General features: G+C 73.5%; 14 protein-coding genes and 1 rRNA gene. 8 read left to right on the top strand and 7 right to left on the bottom strand.

Annotated features, from left to right (window positions below; genetic code table 11):
- Positions 1 to 2,834, bottom strand: a 2,834-nt coding sequence (secA, locus tag ACWEQL_RS32495; protein ID WP_452153951.1) for a preprotein translocase subunit SecA, incomplete at its 3' end; no start/stop codon positions are given.
- A 244-nt stretch (positions 2,835 to 3,078) separates the two neighbouring features.
- Here secA and ACWEQL_RS32490 point away from each other — a divergent pair.
- Positions 3,079 to 3,639, top strand: a complete 561-nt coding sequence (locus tag ACWEQL_RS32490; protein WP_452153950.1) for a GNAT family N-acetyltransferase — start codon at positions 3,079 to 3,081, stop codon at positions 3,637 to 3,639.
- Positions 3,640 to 3,788: 149 nt separating this feature from the next.
- Positions 3,789 to 4,985, top strand: a complete 1,197-nt coding sequence (locus ACWEQL_RS32485; protein WP_452153949.1) for a winged helix-turn-helix domain-containing protein — start codon at positions 3,789 to 3,791, stop codon at positions 4,983 to 4,985.
- Between the two features lie 70 nt (positions 4,986 to 5,055).
- Here the strand turns inward: ACWEQL_RS32485 and ACWEQL_RS32480 are convergent, their stop codons facing one another.
- On the bottom strand, positions 5,056 to 5,814 hold the full coding sequence (locus ACWEQL_RS32480) for a response regulator (protein ID WP_452153948.1): 759 nt from the start codon (positions 5,812 to 5,814) through the stop codon (positions 5,056 to 5,058).
- Between the two features lie 182 nt (positions 5,815 to 5,996).
- Positions 5,997 to 6,695 (bottom strand): ribosome hibernation-promoting factor, HPF/YfiA family, encoded by a 699-nt coding sequence (gene hpf, locus ACWEQL_RS32475; protein WP_452153947.1) that lies wholly within the window; start codon positions 6,693 to 6,695, stop codon positions 5,997 to 5,999.
- A 370-nt stretch (positions 6,696 to 7,065) separates the two neighbouring features.
- Between hpf and ACWEQL_RS32470 the strand changes: the two genes are divergently transcribed.
- On the top strand, positions 7,066 to 7,791 hold the full coding sequence (locus ACWEQL_RS32470; RefSeq protein WP_452153946.1) for a ComF family protein: 726 nt from the start codon (positions 7,066 to 7,068) through the stop codon (positions 7,789 to 7,791).
- Positions 7,792 to 7,837: 46 nt separating this feature from the next.
- On the opposite strand, the gene ACWEQL_RS32465 is transcribed toward ACWEQL_RS32470, so the two are convergent.
- From ACWEQL_RS32465 to mtrA, 3 genes are read right to left on the bottom strand one after another with little or no spacing between them, the layout of a single operon-like run.
- Positions 7,838 to 9,685 (bottom strand): LpqB family beta-propeller domain-containing protein, encoded by a 1,848-nt coding sequence (locus tag ACWEQL_RS32465; RefSeq protein ID WP_452153945.1) that lies wholly within the window; start codon positions 9,683 to 9,685, stop codon positions 7,838 to 7,840.
- Entirely contained in the window at positions 9,663 to 11,798 is a 2,136-nt protein-coding gene (gene mtrB / locus ACWEQL_RS32460; protein WP_452153944.1) for an MtrAB system histidine kinase MtrB, read from the bottom strand. The genes ACWEQL_RS32465 and mtrB overlap by 23 nt, the downstream gene beginning before the upstream one ends.
- A gap of 4 nt (positions 11,799 to 11,802) precedes the next feature.
- Positions 11,803 to 12,480: an MtrAB system response regulator MtrA gene (mtrA, locus tag ACWEQL_RS32455; protein ID WP_452153943.1), complete on the bottom strand. Its 678-nt coding sequence runs from the start codon at positions 12,478 to 12,480 to the stop codon at positions 11,803 to 11,805.
- A 291-nt stretch (positions 12,481 to 12,771) separates the two neighbouring features.
- Between mtrA and ACWEQL_RS32450 the strand changes: the two genes are divergently transcribed.
- The 5 genes from ACWEQL_RS32450 (at position 12,772) to ACWEQL_RS32430 (ending at position 18,338) form a co-directional block, all read left to right on the top strand.
- On the top strand, positions 12,772 to 13,938 hold the full coding sequence (locus ACWEQL_RS32450; RefSeq protein ID WP_452153942.1) for a DUF7847 domain-containing protein: 1,167 nt from the start codon (positions 12,772 to 12,774) through the stop codon (positions 13,936 to 13,938).
- Positions 13,939 to 13,944: 6 nt separating this feature from the next.
- Positions 13,945 to 14,640 carry a DUF4129 domain-containing protein gene (locus ACWEQL_RS32445; RefSeq protein WP_452153941.1) on the top strand — a complete coding sequence of 232 codons (696 nt, stop codon included), beginning with the start codon at positions 13,945 to 13,947 and terminating at the stop codon, positions 14,638 to 14,640.
- Entirely contained in the window at positions 14,637 to 15,866 is a 1,230-nt protein-coding gene (locus tag ACWEQL_RS32440; RefSeq protein ID WP_452153940.1) for a DUF4350 domain-containing protein, read from the top strand. The genes ACWEQL_RS32445 and ACWEQL_RS32440 overlap by 4 nt, the downstream gene beginning before the upstream one ends.
- An 80-nt stretch (positions 15,867 to 15,946) precedes the next feature.
- Complete coding sequence (locus tag ACWEQL_RS32435; protein WP_452153952.1) at positions 15,947 to 16,912, top strand: AAA family ATPase; 966 nt, start codon at positions 15,947 to 15,949, stop codon at positions 16,910 to 16,912.
- A 115-nt stretch (positions 16,913 to 17,027) separates the two neighbouring features.
- The gene (locus ACWEQL_RS32430; RefSeq protein WP_452153939.1) at positions 17,028 to 18,338 is read left to right on the top strand and encodes a DUF58 domain-containing protein; all 1,311 of its coding nucleotides are present in this window, start codon (positions 17,028 to 17,030) and stop codon (positions 18,336 to 18,338) included.
- Positions 18,339 to 18,789: 451 nt separating this feature from the next.
- On the opposite strand, the gene rrf is transcribed toward ACWEQL_RS32430, so the two are convergent.
- A 5S ribosomal RNA gene (gene rrf / locus ACWEQL_RS32425) occupies positions 18,790 to 18,884 on the bottom strand; the annotation flags it as partial.

Here is an 18,884-nt window from a genome sequence, read left to right as displayed (position 1 = left end):
TGGCGCGGGCCCACCGGGCGGCCGAGGAGTCCCAGTGGAACGCGGCGGCGGCCGAGTTCTTCGGCGCCGAGGGCGCCTACGACCCGCCCGATGCGGCGCCGGCCCCGGCCCGACTTGGCGGCCTTGCGGCGCTCGGCCCGGGTCAGCCCGTCGCCCTCGTCCTCCACCGCGGTGTCCTCGAAGTCGCCCTCGACCACGCCGCCGCCGACCTCCTCCGAGGGGGCCGTGTAGTGCAGGCGCTGCGGCTTCGGGGCCTCCAGGCCCTTGGCCTTGATCTCCGGGCGGGCGCTCTCCTTCTCCAGGACGACCTCGGCGTCGACCGGCACCTCCTCGACCTGCTGCTCGACCTGGACCTCCAGGTTGAACAGGTAGCCGATGGACTCCTCCTTGATGCCCTCCATCATCGCGGTGAACATGTCGAAGCCCTCGCGCTGGTACTCGACCAGCGGGTCGCGCTGCGCCATGGCCCGCAGGCCGATGCCCTCCTGGAGGTAGTCCATCTCGTACAAGTGCTCGCGCCAGCGGCGGTCCAGCACCGAGAGCACGACCCGGCGCTCCAGCTCACGCATGATCTCCGCGCCGAGCTGGTCCTCGCGGGCGCCGTACTGCGCCTGGATGTCCTCCTGGACGGTCTTGGTGAGGAACTCGGGGGTCAGCCCGGCCGGGCCGCCGGCCTCCTCCTCCAGCTCCTCCAGGTCGAGGGTCACCGGGTAGAGCTGCTTGAGCGCCGACCACAGCTTGTCGAGGTCCCAGTCGTCCTCGAAGCCCTCGCCGGTCGCGGCCCGGACGTACGCCTCGACGGTGTCGTCCATGAAGTGGCCGACCTGCTCCTGCAGGTCCTCGCCCTCCAGCACGCGGCGGCGCTCGCCGTAGATGACCTCGCGCTGCCGGTTGAGCACCTCGTCGTACTTGAGGACGTTCTTGCGGATCTCGAAGTTCTGCTGCTCGACCTGGGTCTGCGCGGAGGCGATGGCCCGGGTGACCATCTTCGACTCGATCGGCACGTCCTCGGGCACGTTGGCCATCGAGAGCACGCGCTCGACCATGCCGGCCTTGAACAGGCGCATCAGGTCGTCGCCGAGCGAGAGGTAGAAGCGGGACTCGCCCGGGTCGCCCTGGCGGCCGGAGCGGCCGCGCAGCTGGTTGTCGATCCGGCGCGACTCGTGGCGCTCGGTGCCGAGGACGTAGAGGCCGCCGGCCTCCTTGACCTCGTCCTGCTCGGCCTTGACCGAGGCCTTGGCCTTCTCCAGGGCGTCCGGGAACGCCGCCTCGTACTGCTCCGGGGTGTCCACCGGGGACAGCCCGCGCTGGGCCAGCTCGGCCGCCGCGAGGTGGTCGGCGTTGCCGCCGAGCATGATGTCGGTGCCACGGCCGGCCATGTTGGTGGCGACGGTGACGGCGCCCTTGCGGCCGGCCTGCGCGACGATCTGCGCCTCGCGCTCGTGGTGCTTGGCGTTCAGCACCTCGTGCGGGATGCCGCGCTTGCGCAGCTCCTGCGACAGGTACTCGGACTTCTCGACCGACACGGTGCCGACCAGCACCGGCTGGCCCTTCTCGTGCTTCTCGGCGATGTCCTCGACCACGGCGGCGAACTTGGCCGGCTCCGACTTGTAGATCAGGTCGGGCTGGTCGATGCGCAGCGGCGTCTTGTTGGTGGGGATCGGCACCACGCCGAGCTTGTAGATCTGGTGGAACTCGGCGGCCTCGGTGGTGCCGGTACCGGTCATGCCCGAGAGCTTGTCGTACAGGCGGAAGAAGTTCTGCAGGGTGATGGTGGCCAGCGTCTGGTTCTCGTTCTGGACCTCCACCCCCTCCTTGGCCTCGATCGCCTGGTGCATGCCCTCGTTGTAGCGGCGGCCGGCCAGGATGCGGCCGGTGTGCTCGTCGACGATCATGACCTCGCCGTTCATCACGACGTAGTCCTTGTCCGCCTTGTACAGCTCCTTCGCCTTGATGGCGTTGTTGAGGAAGCCGACCAGCGGGGTGTTCACCGACTCGTAGAGGTTGTCGATGCCCAGGTAGTCCTCGACCCGGGAGACGCCCTCCTCCAGCACGCCGACGGTGCGCTTCTTCTCGTCGACCTCGTAGTCGCGGTCGATCTTCAGGCGCTGCACCAGCTTGGCGAAGTCGGCGTACCACTTGGTCGCCTGGTCGGCCGGGCCGGAGATGATCAGCGGGGTGCGGGCCTCGTCGATGAGGATCGAGTCGACCTCGTCGACGACCGCGAAGTTGTGGCCGCGCTGGACGAGTTCGTCCTTCGACCAGGCCATGTTGTCGCGCAGGTAGTCGAAGCCGAACTCGTTGTTGGTGCCGTACGTGATGTCCATCCCGTACTGGCGCTTGCGCTCGGCGGGCGTCATGTTGGAGAGGATCACGCCGACTTCGAGGCCCAGGAAGCGGTGCACCCGGCCCATCCACTCCGAGTCGCGCTCGGCGAGGTAGTCGTTGACGGTGATCAGGTGAACGCCCTTGCCGGTCAGCGCGTTGAGGTACGTGGGCAGGGTGCCGACCAGGGTCTTGCCCTCACCGGTGCGCATCTCGGCCACGTAGCCGAGGTGCAGGGCGGCGCCGCCCATGATCTGGACGTCGTAGTGCCGCTGGCCGAGCACGCGCTTGGCGGCCTCGCGGACGGTGGCGAACGCCTCGGGGAGGATGTCGTCCAGGGTCTCGCCGTCGTCGAGCCGGGTCCTGTACTCGTCGGTCAGCGCCCGCAGCTCGGCGTCGGTGAGGTTGACGAAGTCCTCTTCGATGGAGTTGACCTGGGCAGCAATCCGCTGCAGCTTGCGAAGGATCTTGCCTTCGCCGGCGCGCAGGATCTTGTCGAAGACGGACACGTGAGCGGGCTCCTTGCCTACATTGGCACTGGACGACTGCACGACGGGTCCACCCCGCCGCACGAGCCATCGTATGCGAGGAGTCCAACACCCCGGGAGGTGCGTCAGCACGGTATTCCCGTGTCACCCCTGCGAGCACATGACAGAAATCCTCCGCTTAACGGAGCAAACCGGCCAATCGCCCACCGGGCGCGGTCGATTAACCGGATGACCCGCACGAGCCCCGCCCGGGATAATCCGGGGCATGACAGAGCTGATCACCGAACCCGTCGTCCTGACCACCGAGCGCCTGATCCTGCGCGCCCCGGCGGCCGCCGATGTCGACGCGGTCTTCGCGGCCTGCCAGGACGAGGACATCCAGCGCTGGACGGTGGTCCCGTCCCCCTACGCCCGCGAGGACGCGGTCGGCTTCGTGAACGACGTCTCCGCCCCGGGCTGGCGGGAGGGCACCCACTTCACCTGGTGCGTCTTCGAGCGCGGGACGGGCGCGCTGGTCGGCGCCCAGGGGATCACGCTCGTCGGCGGCAACCGCCGGGGCGTCGCCGAGCTCGGCTACTGGGCCGTCAAGGAGCACCGGGGCCGCGGTTACACCGTCGAGGCCGCCCGCGCGGTCTCCCGCTGGGCGCTCACCGAGGCCGGGGTGCGCCGCCTGGAGTGGTTCGCCTACGTCGGCAACGAGGGTTCCCGCGCGGTCGCCGACAAGGTCGGCTTCCGCTTCGAGGGCACCCTGCGGGCGTTCGCCGACCAGCGCGGCACCTTCCGCGACTCCTGGCTCGCCTCCCTGCTGCCCGGCGACCTGGACTGAACCCCGGCCCGTACGGACCGGACCCCGGCCCCGATCGACCGTGGCCCCGGCCGCCGACCGACCGTGGCCCCGGCCCGAACCCCCTCCGCGCGGACGGGGTTCGGGCGAGCGGGCCCCGCTTGTCGGTGCCCCCGTCTAGGCTCGCCGGCATGACCGTGACGACTCCCGCCCAGCCGGCCCCCGTGACCCGGCTCGGCGCCGACGACGCCCGCCGGATCGCCCTGCGCGCCCAGGGGTTGCTCGGCGCGCCCGACCGCCGGGCCGGGGTGCGCGGGGTGCTGCGGCACCTGGGAGCCGTCCAGCTCGACACCATCTCGGTGCTGGCCCGCTCGCACGAACTCGTGCCCTACGCCCGGCTCGGCGCGATCGGGCGCACGGCCGTGGAGTCCGCGTACTGGGGGCACGGCGGCGGCTTCGAGTACTGGTCGCACGCGGCCTGCGTGCTGCCCGTCGAGGAGTGGCCGCTGTTCGCCTTCCGCCGCCGGCACTACCGCGAGCGCGCCCACGTCTGGGGCAAGCAGGTGGACGAGGCCACCTACCGCGGCGTGCTGGAGAAGCTGCGCGCCGAGGGCCCGTTGACCTCCACCGAGCTGGGCGGCGCCAAGAAGACCGCCGACTGGTGGGACTGGTCCGACACCAAGATCGCGGTCGAGCGGGCCCTCGCCTTCGGGGACGTGGTCTGCGCCGACCGCCGGAGCTGGAAGCGCGTCTACTCACTCGCCGAACAGGCCGTCCCCGCCGAGCTGTTGGACCGGGAGCCGGACGACGGCGAATGCCTGCGGACGCTGCTCGGCCAGGCCGGCGCCGCACTCGGGGTGGCCACCCGGGCCGATCTGATGGACTACCACCGGCTCAGGGCCGAGCAGGTGGACGCGGCGCTGCCCGGCTCCGGCCTGGTCCCGGTCGAGGTCGCCGGCTGGGGGCCGGACGGCGGCCCCGCGCCGGCCTGGGCCGACCCGTCCGCGCTCGCCGAGGCGCCGCGCGGACGCCACCGCACCACGCTGCTCTCCCCGTTCGACTCGCTGATCTGGGACCGCCCGCGCACCGAGCGGATCTTCGCCATGACGCACCGCCTGGAGGCCTACACGCCCAAGCACAAGCGGGTGCACGGCTACTTCGCGATGCCGCTGCTCACCGGCGGGCGGCTGGTCGGCCGGGTCGACCCGGCCCGCGAGGGGCAGACCCTGGTGGCCCGTCAGGTCTCGCTGGACTCCCCGCGGCACGTCGAGGCCCTCGCCACCGCGCTGCGCGAGGCCGCCTCATGGGTGGGCTGCGACGCCGTCCGGGTGGAGGCGCTGCACGACGAGGCGCTGCGCCCGGCGCTGGAGCGGCTGCTCGACGCCTGACGCCGCGCGGCGGCACCCGGCACCGCCCGGCGGCACCCGGGCCGGGGCCCGGGTGCCGGACGCCGGGGCGTCACCCTATTTCGAGGATCTTCTCCCGCATCGCGTAGACCACGGCCTCCATCCGGGAGTGCAGCTGCAGCTTCTCCAGGATGTTGCGGACGTGGTTCTTCACGGTGTTCTCGCTGATGAACAGCTCCTTGGCGATCTCCCGGTTGTTCATCCCGGTGGCCACCAGCTTGAGCACCTCCAGCTCCCGGTCGGTGAGCCGGGGCGCCGGGACGAGGTCGCGGTCGTCCGAGCGCCGCTGGATCATCGACTTGAACTCGGTGAGCAGCTTGGAGGCCATCGAGGGGCTGATCTGGGACTGCCCGTCGGCGACCGCCCGGATCGCGGTGGCGACCTCGTCGGTGGAGATCTCCTTGAGCAGGTAGCCGGTGGCGCCGGCCTTGATCGCCTCGTAGAGGTCGGCCTCCTCGTCGCTTATCGTCAGCATGATGATCTTGGCGCTGGGCACCACGTCCTTGATCGCGGTGCAGGCCTCGATCCCGCTGCGGCGCGGCATCCGCACGTCCATCAGGATGATGTCCGGCAGCAGGTCGGCGGCCTTGAGCACGGCCTCGGCGCCGTCCCCGGCCTCGCCGATGACCTTGATGTCCTCCTCCTCGGCCAGCACGATCTCCAGGCCCCGGCGGAACAGCGCGTGGTCGTCCACCACCAGCACCCGGATCGGCTCTCCCCGGCGCGGCGCGTAGTCGGGCTCCTCCCCGCGGCCCGACGACACCCCCGCGACCGGCCCAGCAGCGGGCCCCAGCCCGAAACGATCCCCCATCCGCCCCTCCCCGTCGCCGGTCGTCTTCGCGCCAATCATTCCACGGCCCGCGCCCCGGACGGTCACCCTCCGGCGCCGGACAATCAGCATCGGGTGATCTCACGTCCCGTCAACCCCCGGGAACGCCGGTGGCCCCGGCGACGACTGCCGCCGGGGCCACCACTCCCACACTGCTCGGACGGTCAGTCCTCGTCGTCGGACCCACCGATCGCGCCGCCGGCGCCGCCACCCTCGCCGTTCACGGCCGAGCCGTCGGCCTTCAGGTGGATGACACCGTAGTGGTAACCGTGCCGGCGGTAGACGACGCTCGGCAGGCCGCTGTCCTTCTCCACGAAGAGGTAGAAGTCGTGGCCGACCAGCTCCATCTCGTAGAGTGCCTGGTCCAGCGCCATGGGGGCGGCCGGGTGCGTCTTCTCCCGGACCACCAGCGGGCCTTCGCCCTCCACTTCCAGGGATCCCATCATGGTCTTGCGGACGGCCCCGTTCGTGCCGCTCTCGGACGGCGTCGTCTCGGGCAGCGCGGCCAGGGCCGCGGTCGCCTCGGCGACGCTGATCGGGGTGCGGTTCGTGCCGCCCTTGTGCACCCGGCGCCGGTCTGCGGACTTGCGCAGCTGCGCGTCGAGCTTCGCCGAAGCCAGGTCGAGCGCCGCGTACGGGTCGCCGGCCGCGGCCTCGGCCCGGATCACCGGACCTCGGGTACGGAGAGTGATCTCCACCCGCTCGGACCGGTCGGCCTGCCGCGGGTTGTGCTCCTTGGACACCTCGACGTCGAGGCTGATCACCTTGCCGTCGAACTTCTGGACCTTCTCCAGCTTCTCGGCCACGTGCTCGCGGAACCTCTTGGGCACCTCGGTCTTGCGGCCCTTGACGACGATGTCCACGCAGAACTCCGATCCCTCGTGCTGACGCCGATCCGGGTGCTACCGGATCGGGCTGAGACCCAGCCGGACCAGCCAATCCACTGCCGGCCCCCCGCCCCGCCGCGAACGGCGGAACGACTGGCCCTCATCTCACTTCCTCCCCACCAGAGACGGTTGAAACCCCCTGGAGCCTCATGGAACACCTCACACGGGATTTTCGCCTCCCCAGCGGGGGAACCGGGGACGACCGGGCCCAGTGGAGCTGGCTGTTCAGCTGCTGCACCCTGTCTACCCCTCCTCAGAGTGAAACACGGGTAAATACCTGGACAACACCCCCCGTACGGCGCATCCTTTGGCTCACTCTCCGTGCCCACCCACCTCGGGAGGCGCCGTGCCGGCCACCCCGGGCCCGCTGCCCGCCCTGCTCGACCTGCTGCTTCCCGCCCCCTGCGCCGGCTGCCGGACCGGCCGTTCCCAGCTCTGTCCGGCCTGCCTGGAGGAGCTGGAGCAGGCCCCGCCCGTCCCCACCGCGCTGCCCTGGGTGCACGCCGCCGCCCGTTACGCCGACCCGGTCCGGGGGCTGCTGCTCGCCCACAAGGAACGCGGCGCGTTACGACTGGCCGCCCCGCTCGGTGAGGCGCTCGCTCGGGCCGTGCGCTCCTCCCTGGGGCCGCGCGCCGGGTACGCGCCCCTGCTGCTGGTCCCGGTGCCCTCCGCGCGTTCCGCCGTACGGGCCCGCGGCCACGACCCGACGGCCCGGCTGGCCGGCGCGGCCGCCCGCGCGCTGCGCCGGCAGGGCCTGGACGCCCGGGCCGCTCCGCTGCTGCGGCACACCCGCCCGGTCGCCGACCAGTCCGGGCTGCGGGCCGCCGAGCGCGCCCGCAACCTGCACCACGCGCTGGCCGTGCCGCCACGGGCCCGGCAGCGGCTGGCGGGCCGTCAGGCGGTGCCGGTCGACGACCTGGTGACCACCGGGGCCAGTCTCGCCGAGGCCGCCCGGGCGCTGGCCGAGGCCGGTTCCCCGCCGTCGGCCGGCGCCGCCGTGGCCGCGCCCGTGCTGCGCTCCGGCCCGGCGAAGGCCGGGCCAGGGCCGGGGCAGGGGCAGGCCCACGGCTGAGGCCCGGCCGGCGAACGGCGGCCGACGGCCCGGGCAGCCCGGCCGGTCAGCCCGGGTAGCTGAACGAGGTCGCCCGGGCCACGCCGATCTCGCGCCACTGGTTGTTGGTCAGCCGGTAGAGCTTGCCGTCGGCCTTCACCGCGAGCACCGGCGGGACGCTCGACGAGTCCTCGCGGAACTCGGAGGCCGACACCGCGGCCATCCCCTCACCGCCCAGGAGCGGGCCGTCGCTGGTGCGCGAGCCGTCGGTGCTGATGTAGTGCAGTTGCTCCAGCCGGTCCTTCTCCTTGCCGAGCACCAGCAGCTGGTCGCTGTCCGCCCAGGAGACCGAGGACACCTCGGTCAGCTGCGGCGCGACCTCGCGCAGCTTGACGATCTGCGCCGACGGCGCCTCCGTGCCGCCGCCGTGCAGCACCAGGCCGACCCAGAGCGTCTGGGCCCCGTTCGGTGCCTTGAGCACCAGGGCGATCCGGGTGCCGTCCGAGGAGACCTTCAGGCTCTGCACCCGGCGTTTGTCCAGCCCCTCGACCGGGACGGTGATCGCCTTACGGCCGCGCACCATCAGCACCCGCGGGTCCTGCGGGTCGCGGTCCACCACCCAGAGGTTGTCCCGGCCGTCCCAGCTGGGCGAGGCCAGTCCCTCCTCGGGCTTCTCGCCGGGACGGGACGCCGAGCTCACCACCGCGTCGCCGAGCTGCGCCTCGCCCTCGCTCACGCCGACCGAGTACAGCCGGTTGCCGTCGTAGCCGATCACCGCGGCCTGCCGGCCGTCCCGGCGCAGCGCGATCTGGCCCACCGCGTGCTGCCGGTCGGCCAGCGGCTTGCCGAGCACGCCGGGGACGGTGGTGCCCTCGCCGTCGCCGCGGACCTGCAACAGCTGGCCGCTCTCGGCCCGCTGGTAGTACTGGAGCGAGGCGGACTCGCCGGCCAGGCTGCCGGGGCCGACCGAGCGGGCGTCGGTCTTGGTGACCTGGCAGTCGTTGTTCGGGCCCTTGAGCCGGAGCCGGTCGATCTGCCCCTTGCCCTGGTCACTGAGGGTGTGGAAGAGCTGGAAGGCCATCCGGCGGCAGAGTTCGGAGCGTCCACCGAGGTCGGTGCCGGCGATGGTGACCTCCGCGGTGCGGCCCTCGTCCAGGGTGACCCGGGTCACCCTGGTGTCGGTGAAGGCCGTGCTGACGGCGGGCGCCAGCCAGTCCGACGGGCCGGCCACCAGGGCCTTGGCCGCGGCGGTCAGCGGGTCTATTCGCCGCCGCAGGTAGATCGGGTCGGCGACCAGCACGTCCGGCGAGCGCACCAGCGAGGAATCGACGGCCGCGTAGAAGAAGCGGTCGACCTGGCGGTAGCTGTTGCGGAAGTTGGTCTCGTTGATGATCAGACCGTCCGGCAGCCGGTCGATCCGCCACTCCCCGGACTTCTCCCGCACGAAGTCGAAGGCGAACTCCCGCCGGGTGCCCTGCTCGATGCGGTACGAGTGCTTGGCGTCCACCTCGGCCAGCGCGTTGCCGGACACCGGGATCCGGACCGCGGTGTCGGCCTCGGTGAGGCTCAGGCCGCCCTGCGCGGTGAGGGGCGAGGAGAGCACCACGATGCCCTTGTCGGGGTTCCACGTCTTGGCGGCGGCGTCGGTCAGGTACTTGCGCGCGGTGCCGGCGCCCTCGTCCGCCGTCGAGGCGTCCAGGAACCCGGCCAGGAGGTCCCGCGGGCCCGCCCCCTTGGCGGGCTCCTGCGGGAACACCCGGACCTGCAGGTTCTTGTCGGCCGTCCCCTGGGACAGCTCGACCTTGGCGACCGGGCCGGAGTCCGGCATCCCGGCGCAGCCGGCGAGCAGCACGACGGCCGCGGCGCCGGCCGTGCCGGCGATGCCCCGCGTCCTAGCCCTTGTCGTCCTTCGCACGCTGCGACCCCTCCGTGTCCGTACCGCCCGTGCCTTCCGCGCCCGTCCCGTCCGGCTCCGCCGTCCGTTGGGCCACCGAGGGCCACCCCGGCGTCGTGTCGACCACCACCTGGGCTCCGGTGGCACCGTACCCGGCGCCCGCCGTCCGCACGTCCGAGGGGTCCGACCGCGGGCCCTCCGGCATGCGTCCCAGACCCGGGCCGATGCCGAGCACGCCGCCCAGCCCGCTGCCGAAGCCCATCGGGGTGGTCTCCGGCGTCTCCGGCACCGCGGTCTCCTCGGTCACGGTCAGCGCGGTCGCGCCGGCCGGCCGGATCGCCCGCCGGTACGGCGTACCGGAGGAACCGAGGCCGCGGTTGTTGCGGGAGTCCTCCGGCTCCAGCCGGAACGGCGCCCGGTTGATCTCCCCGCCGCGGGTGCGCGGCAGGGTGAGCCGGAAGTGCGAGCCGCCGCCGGGCTCGCCCCAGGCCTGGAGCCAGCCCCCGTGCAGGTGGGCGTCCTCGACCGCGATGGACAGGCCGAGGCCGGTGCCGCCGGTGGTCCGTACCCGGGACGGGTCGGCCCGCCAGAAGCGGTGGAACACCCGGGATGCCTCGCCCGGCTTGAGCCCGATGCCGTAGTCGCGGACGCCGACCGCGACGGCGCCGTCGGCGGAACCCATCCGCACCACGACGTCCCGGCCCTCGCCGTGCTCCAGCGCGTTGACCACGAGGTTGCGCAGGATGCGCTCGATGCGGCGGGAGTCGACCTCCGCCACCACCGGCTCGCCGTCGCCGCGGATCACCACGGCACTGCCCTTGGCCTGCGCCAGCGGGTCGGCGGCCTCCACCACCCGGGCCACGATGTCGCGCAGGTCGACCGGCTCGGCGTCCAGGATCGCGGCGCCGGCGTCGAAGCGGCTGATCTCCAGCAGGTCGGCGAGCAGCGACTCGAAGCGGTCCAGCTGGCCCTGGAGCAGCTCGGCGGAGCGGGCCGCCATCGGGTCCAGGTCCTCACGGCTGTCGTAGATCAGGTCGGCGGCCATCCGCACGGTGGTCAGCGGGGTGCGCAGCTCGTGCGAGACGTCCGAGACGAAGCGCCGCTGCACCCGGGACAGCTCCTCCAGCTGGCGGATCTGCGCCTGGAGCGCGTTGGCCATCCGGTTGAACGACTCGCCGAGGCGGGCGATGTCGTCCGTGCCGGTGACCTTCATCCGCTCCTCCAGGTGGCCGTCGGCCAGCCGTTCGGAGATCCCGGCGGCCATCCGCACCGGGGTGACCACCTGGCGCACCACCAGCCAGGCGATGCCGACCAGCAGGATGACCACGAACACGCCGGCCGTGGCCAGGGTGCCGGTGACCAGGCCGAGGGTGTTGGTCTCCTGCCCGAAGGAGAAGACGTAGTAGAGCTGGTACTCGTCGCCGTCCGGCCCGTGGAACTGCTTGCCGATGGCCAGGCCCGGCTCGTCCTTGGCACCGTCGCCGCTGTCGTCGGAGCGGTGGATCACGGTGGGCTGCTCGAAGACCGCCCCCGGCTCCGCCGAGACCTTCTGGGTCAGCGACTTCGGGATGCTGCTCGGCAGGATGTCGCCGGAGTAGCGCGGCCCGAGCCCGGTGTTCTCCTGCCGGATGATCTCGCCGCTGGAGGGCACCATGGCGATCACCGAGTAGACGTTCTGGCCGCTGGCGGCGAGGTCGCCGACCTGCTTGAGCAGCCAGGTGCCGATCTCCTCGGTGGTCGGGTCGGGGGTCGCGCCGACCTTGGCCCGGGCGTCCGAGACCTCGTCGATCTTCTTCTGCTCGATCTCGAAGCCGCCGTGGGCCTGGTCGTGCGCCGAGGCCTTCTTGGTGTCCAGCAGCCCGGTCCGCACCTGGGCCACCACGACCACGCCGAGCACCAGGACCACGGCGACCGAGAGCAGCAGGGTCGCCGCGACCACGCGCAGCTGGATGGAGCGCCGGTAGAGCGCGATGATCCGGTTGAACGGGCGGCGCAGCTGACGGGCGACGCGCGCGGACAACGCCGCCAGGCCGCGCCGGCGGCGCCCCTCGACGGTCGAGCTCAGCACGTCACCCCGCACGGCGGCGCCCCCGCCGGTCGCGGTACCCGACAGGGTCTCGTCAGCCTTGAACATCACGTCAGCTGGGCCCGGCCTTGTATCCGACACCACGGACGGTCACGACGATCTCGGGGCGCTCCGGGTCCTTCTCGATCTTGGAGCGCAGGCGCTGCACGTGGACGTTCACCAGACGGGTGTCCGCCGCGTGCCGGTAGCCCCAGACCTGCTCCAGCAGCACCTCACGGGTGAACACCTGCCAGGGCTTGCGGGCCAGCGCGACGAGCAGGTCGAACTCCAGCGGGGTCAGCGGGATGCCCCGCCCGTCCCGCTTCACCGAGTGGCCGGCCACGTCGATCACCAGATCGCCGATGGTCAGCTGCTCGGGCGTCGGCTCCTCGGCACGGCGCAGCCGGGCACGGACCCGGGCCACCAGCTCCTTGGGCTTGAACGGCTTGGTGACGTAGTCATCGGCACCCGACTCCAGGCCCACCACGATGTCGACCGTGTCGGTCTTCGCGGTCAGCATGACGATCGGGATGCCGGACTCGGCCCGGATCTGACGGCAGACGTCGATGCCGTCCCGACCGGGCAGCATCAGGTCCAACAGCACCAGATCGGGCTTGGTCTCCCGGAACGCGGCTAGCGCCTTGTCCCCGTCGGCAACGAAAAACGGCTCAAAACCCTCACCCCGCAGCACGATGCCGAGCATCTCGGCCAGTGCGGAGTCGTCATCAACGACGAGGACGCGTCCCTTCATGGATCCATCTTCTCATTACCGGATTGTGACCTGTCGCACAGCGGCCCCTTTGCTCCAGATCGGCCAAGTGCGCGCAGGCCGAAATCCAGCCATTCCGGACGAATGCCCTCCGCCCGGTGGCCTCCCGCCCCTCCCGGAGCGCCCCTCCCCCGATCCCGCGCCCACCCCGGGCCACCGGCGGCCGGATACCCCCTGGGTCGCGTCCCCCCACCATGGCACGATGGGCGCTGCGCCCCGGCGAAGATCGCCCCGGCCACGCGCGAAACCCCCGTAGCCCTCCGAGGAGCAGTGATGACCGACACTCCGGGCTGGGCCTCGCCCAGCTCGTCCGAGCCGCCCCGCGAGGACGCCCGGCCGCCGGCCGACGCGCCCGCCGCCGTGCCCGGGCAGTCGGCACCGCCCCACGGGGTCGTTCCCCCCGCCCAGCCCGGCTGGGCCGGCCCGAGCCAGCCCCCGTACGGGCAGCCGTACGGGCCGCAGCCCGGCTGGGGCACACCGCCGAGCCCCAAGCCCGGCATCATCCCGCTGCGCCCGCTCGGCGTCGGCGAGCTCATGGACGGCGCCGTCTCCACCATCCGCGAGCACTGGCGGACCACGCTCGGCCTCTCCCTCGGCATCGCCGTGGTCCAGCAGGGCGCCAGCACCGCCGCCCAGCTCTGGCTGCCCGGCAGCACCGGCCGGTTCACCTCGACCGTCGCCGCAGCCGTCAGCCTGCCGGTCACCCTGCTGCTCAGCGTGATCGCCGGCGCGCTGCTGACCATGGTCGTCAGCCGCGCCATCCTCGGCCGCTCGGCCACGATCGCGGACGCCTGGCGCGACGCCCGGCCCCGGCTGCTCCAGCTGCTCGGCCTGACCCTGCTCACCGGCCTGATCGGCCTGGGCATCCTCCTGCTCGGCTTCGCCCCGCTGATCGGCTACGCCCTGGCCGGCGCCGAGGAGCCCGCGATCACCGGGCTGCTGTTCATCGTCGGCCTGCTCAGCGTCCCGGCGGCCGGCTGGATCTGGATCCAGCTCAGCCTGGCCGCGCCCGCCCTGATGCTGGAGAAGCAGGGCGTGATCGCCTCGCTCTCCCGCTCGCGCCGGCTGGTCCGCAACGCCTGGTGGCGGATCTTCGGCATCAACGCCCTCAGCCAGCTGCTGGCCATGATGGTCGCCGGCGTGATCGGCCTGCCGTTCATGATCGTGGGCATGGTGCTGGGCTTCAACGAGCTGAACGGCCAGGAGATGAACGACGGGGTCGCCATGCCGGCCGCCACGCTGATCTGCACCGCCATCGGCGGGGTGCTCGCCTCCACCGTCACCATCCCGTTCACCGCCTCCATCGGCGTGCTGCTCTACGTCGACCAGCGCATCCGCCGCGAGGCCCTGGACATCGAGCTCGCCCGCGCGGCCGGCCTGCCCGAGTACGGCGGCACCGGCTGGCACGGCCAGGGCGACCCGACCACCGCGAGGCTCTGAACCGACATGCCGATCTGGGGGGACACGGCGCTCGCTTCCGGCGGCGCCCCGGTCACCGTGCCGCGTGACCCGGCCCGCGACGCCGCGCGGGACGAACTGCTGAACGCGGACTACCACCGCCACGACCCGAGCCTGTGGGAGCGGGCCACCGACTGGATCTGGGACCGGATCGACGAGGCGCTGGGCTCCCTCGCCGGCGGCGGCACCGCCGGCACCACCGGCCTGATCCTCTTCGTCGTCGTCGCCCTCCTCATCGGGGCGGCCCTCTGGTGGCGCCTCGGCGCCCCCCGGCGGGCCGCCCGCACGGAGCTCGCCGTCTTCGGGGAGTCCGGCCCGCGCTCCGCCGCCCAGCACCGCGCCGACGCCGAACGCCACGCCGCCGCCGGCGAGTGGGCCGACGCCGTCCGCGAGCGGATGCGCGCCGTCGTCCGCGGCCTGGAGGAGCGCACCCTGCTCGACCCGCGCCCCGGCCGCACCGCCGACGAGGCCGCCGCCGAGGCCGGCCGCACCCTGCCCGGGCACGCCGCCGCCCTCGCCGCCGCCGCCCGCACCTTCGACGACATCGCGTACGGCGAGCGCGTCGCCGACCGGGCCGCCTACCAGCTGCTGGCCGACCTCGACCAGCTCCTCGGCCGCACCCGCCCGACCCTCGCCGCGGCGCCCGCGCCGGCCCCCGTACCGGCCCAGGGAGGCGCGGCATGACCAGCACCGTCCCCGTCCCGCCCGTGCCGGCCACCCCGCCGAAGGCCCCCGCGCCCGAGCCTGCCCCCACCAGCCTCGCGCCCACCACCCGCGGCGTCTGGCGCCGCTACCGCCGCTACCTGGTGGCCCTCACCGTCCTGCTGCTCGGCGCCGCCCTGCTGGCCTCGCTCAACCAGGAGCGCCAGTACGCCCCGCTGGACCCACGCTCGTACGAGGCCACCGGCACCCACGCCGCGGTCGAGCTGCTCCGGGACCGCGGCCTCAAGGTCGACGTCACCGCCGACCTCGGCGCCCGGCCCACCGGCCTCGACACCTTCGTCGTCCAGGAACCCGACCTGCTCACCAAGAGCCAGCTGCGCACCCTGGCCGCCGCCAAGCACACCCGGCTGATCCTGATCAGCCCCGGCCCGGACGCCCTCTCCGTGCTCGCCCCCGGGGTCCGCCCCGCCGACGAGCACGGCGGCGAGCCGTACGCCGCCGTCCGCTCCACCCCCGCCCAGTGCGCGCTGCCCGAGGCGGTCCGCGCCGGCAGCGCCCACCTCGGCGGCCTGCTCTACACCGCGGGCCGCGGCGAGGGCTGCTACCCGCGCTCCAAGGCCTTCAGCCTGGTGAGCGCCCCCGCCGGCCGGGGCGCCGACGTCATCGTGCTCGGCAGCGCGGCCTTCCTCACCAACGACCGCCTCGGCGAGGACGGCAACGCCTCCCTCGCGCTCAACCTGCTCGGCTCGCAGCCCGCCCTCACCTGGTACCTGCCCGACTACGGCTCCCCGGTCGCCCCCGAGGGCCGCAAGCAGCTCACCGACTTCATCCCGGACGGCTGGCGCTGGGCCGCCGTCCAGCTCGGCGTGGCCGTGCTGCTCGCCGCGCTCTGGCGGGCCCGCCGGCTCGGCCCGGTGGTCAGCGAGAACCTGCCGGTGGTCGTCCGCGCCGCCGAGACCACTGAGGGCCGCGCCCGCCTCTACCAGCGGGCCAGGGCCCGCGGCCGGGCCGCCGACGCCCTGCGCCGCGCCACCGTCCACCGCCTCGCCCCGACCCTGGGCCTGCCGCTCAGCACCGGCGCGCCCGACCCCACCGCCCTCTGCGCGGCCGTCGCCGACCGCCTCCCCGAGCGCCCCGCCGGGGAGGTCCAGTCCCTCCTGTACGGACCGCCGCCCACCGACGACGCCGCGCTGCTGCGGCTCGCCGACGACCTCGACGCCCTCGAAAGGCAGGTACGACAGCCGTGACCGAGCAGGCCACCGCTCAACTCCGCATCACTCCCGGCACGGCCGACGCCACCCCCGCCGCCCCGGCCGACGCCCCCGCCGTGCCCGCGGCCGCCCCGGGCGACCCCCGCCAGGCCCTGACCGCGCTGCGCGCCGAGATCGCCAAGGTCGTGGTCGGCCAGGACGCCGCCGTCACCGGCCTGGTCGTCGCCCTGCTCTGCGGCGGCCACGTGCTACTCGAAGGCGTCCCCGGCGTCGCGAAGACCCTGCTGATCCGCACCCTCTCCAAGGCCCTCAGCCTGGAGACCAAGCGCATCCAGTTCACCCCCGACCTGATGCCCGGCGACGTCACCGGCTCCCTGGTCTACGACGCGCGCACCGCCGAGTTCTCCTTCCAGCCCGGCCCGGTCTTCACCAACCTGCTGCTCGCCGACGAGATCAACCGCACCCCTCCGAAGACCCAGGCCGCCCTGCTGGAGGCCATGGAGGAGCGCCAGGTCACCGTCGACGGCGTGCCGCGCGCCCTGCCCGTCCCGTTCCTGGTCGCCGCGACCCAGAACCCGGTCGAGTACGAGGGCACCTACCCGCTGCCCGAGGCCCAGCTCGACCGCTTCCTGGTCAAGCTGATCCTGCCGCTGCCGGACCGCGACCAGGAGTACCAGGTCCTCGCCAAGCACGCGATGGGCTTCGACCCCCGCGACCTCGACGCCGCGGGCGTGCGCCCGGTCGCCGGCCCCGAGGACCTCGCCGCCGCCCGCGCGCAGATCGCCGGACTGACCGTCTCGCCCGAGGTCCTCGCGTACATCGTCGACCTCTGCCGGGCCACCCGGCAGTCCCCGTCGCTGTCCATCGGCGTCTCCCCGCGTGGTGCCACCGCCCTGCTCGCGGCCTCCCGCGCCTGGGCCTGGCTGGCCGGCCGCGACTACGTCACCCCCGACGACGTCAAGGCCCTCGCCCTGCCCACCCTGCGCCACCGCGTCGCGCTGCGCGCCGAGGCGGAGATGGAGGGCGTCACCGCCGACTCGGTCATCCAGGCCGTCCTGGCCCAGACGCCCGCCCCGCGCTGACCCGCTGACCCGCTGACCCGCTGACCTGCGGGGCCCGCACCCGCAGTCCCCGCCGGTCCGGCGCGCACACCCGCCCCGGTACGCAACCCCGGTACGCAACCAAGGAGCACCGCACATGGCCCTCACCGGGCGAACCGCCCTGCTCGCCGCCGTCGGCGCGCTCGTCGTGGGCCTGCTCCTGCCCTCCTGGGCCGGCATCGGGGCCGTCACCGGCACCGTGCTGCTCGCCGTCCTGACCGACCTGGTGCTCGCCGCCCCCGTCCGCAGCCTGCGGATCACCCGGGGCGGCGACACCACTGTCCGGCTCGGCGAACCCGCCACCGTCGAACTGCTCGTCACCAACCCCTCCAAGCGCGCGCTCCGGGCCCGGATCCGCGACGCCTGGCCGCCGTCCTCCTGGCGGGCCGGCACCGAACTGGCCGCCAGCCGCCACGCGCTGACCATCCCCGGCCAGGAGCGCCGCCGCCTCACCACGCTCCTCACCCCCACCCGCCGCGGCGACCACCACGCCCACAAGGTGACGGTCCGTTCGCTCGGCCCGCTCGGCCTGGCCGGACGTCAGGGCTCCCACCTCGTCCCGTGGACGGTCCGCGCCCTGCCGCCCTTCCACAGCCGCAAGCACCTGCCCTCCCGGCTCGCCCGGCTGCGTGAACTCGACGGCCGCACCTCGGTCCTGACCCGCGGCCAGGGCACCGAGTTCGACTCCCTGCGCGAGTACCTGCCCGGCGACGACGTCCGCTCCATCGACTGGCGCGCCAGCGCCCGCCGGCACACCGTCGCCGTCCGCACCTGGCGCCCCGAACGCGACCGGCACATCCTCGTCGTCCTCGACACCGGCCGCACCTCCGCCGGCCGCGTCGGCGACGCCCCCCGCCTGGACGCGGCCCTCGACGCCGCCCTGCTGCTGACCGCGCTCGCCACCAAGGCCGGCGACCGGGTCGACCTGCTCGCCCACGACCGCCGCAAGCGCCTCTCGCTGGCCGGCCGCTCCGCCACCGAGGTCCTGCCCGCCTTCACCAACGCGATGTCCGTCCTCGAACCCGCGCTGTACGAGACCGACATGCGCGCACTGGTCTCCAACGCCCTGAAGATGGCGCCGCACCGCTCGCTGATCGTCCTGCTCACCGGGCTCGACGCGGCCCCCGCCGAGGACGGCCTGCTGCCGCTGCTCCCCCTGCTCACCAAGCGCCACGAGGTCGTGGTCGCCTCCGTCGCCGACCCGCACCTCGACGAACTGGCCGCCGGCCGGGGCACCGTCCAGGCCGTGTACGGCGCCGCGGCCGCCGAGCAGACCCGCGCCGACCGCCGCCGCACCGCCGACCGCCTCACCCGGCACGGCGTCACCGTCCTGGACGCCCCGCCGGCCGCCATCGCCCCGGCCCTCGCCGACGCCTACCTCGCCCTGAAGGCCGCCGGCCGCCTCTGAGCAACCCGAACGACGAAGAGCCGCGGAACCGATCACCGGTTCCGCGGCTCTTTCCGTACCGCCTCCTGTGCCGCACGCGTACCGTCGATCCCCGTCCTCCTCGGCTGCTCCTCGGCAGAGGCCCTGCCGGGCCTGGAGCGGCCGCTCCAGCCCTGTCAGCCCTGCTCAGCAGGCCTCCCCGTAGCGCCCTTGCTCCCCTAACCCGGGCCATCCCGACCGGGGCGCGCACGTCCGCCTCCACGGCGCACAGCTGACCGACCACCCAGGCCGCCAGGGAGCCGCCCCAGCCTCTGCCGGAGCGATCCCCTCAGCCGCGTACACAGGCCTGACCACGCTGACCGCCCGGGCCCGACCACCTCCCGGCTTCGCGTTTCCCGGGAGGGCCTCGTCTTTCCCCGGAAACGCGAGAACCCCCGCCCGGGTGCCCCGGGCGGGGGTTCTCTGAATGATCGTTCGGCGGCGTCCTACTCTCCCACAGGGTCCCCCCTGCAGTACCATCGGCGCTGTGAGGCTTAGCTTCCGGGTTCGGAATGTAACCGGGCGTTT

Source organism: Kitasatospora sp. NPDC004240 (assembly GCF_053603215.1).
This window is presented reverse-complemented; position numbering and strand designations above follow the sequence as displayed.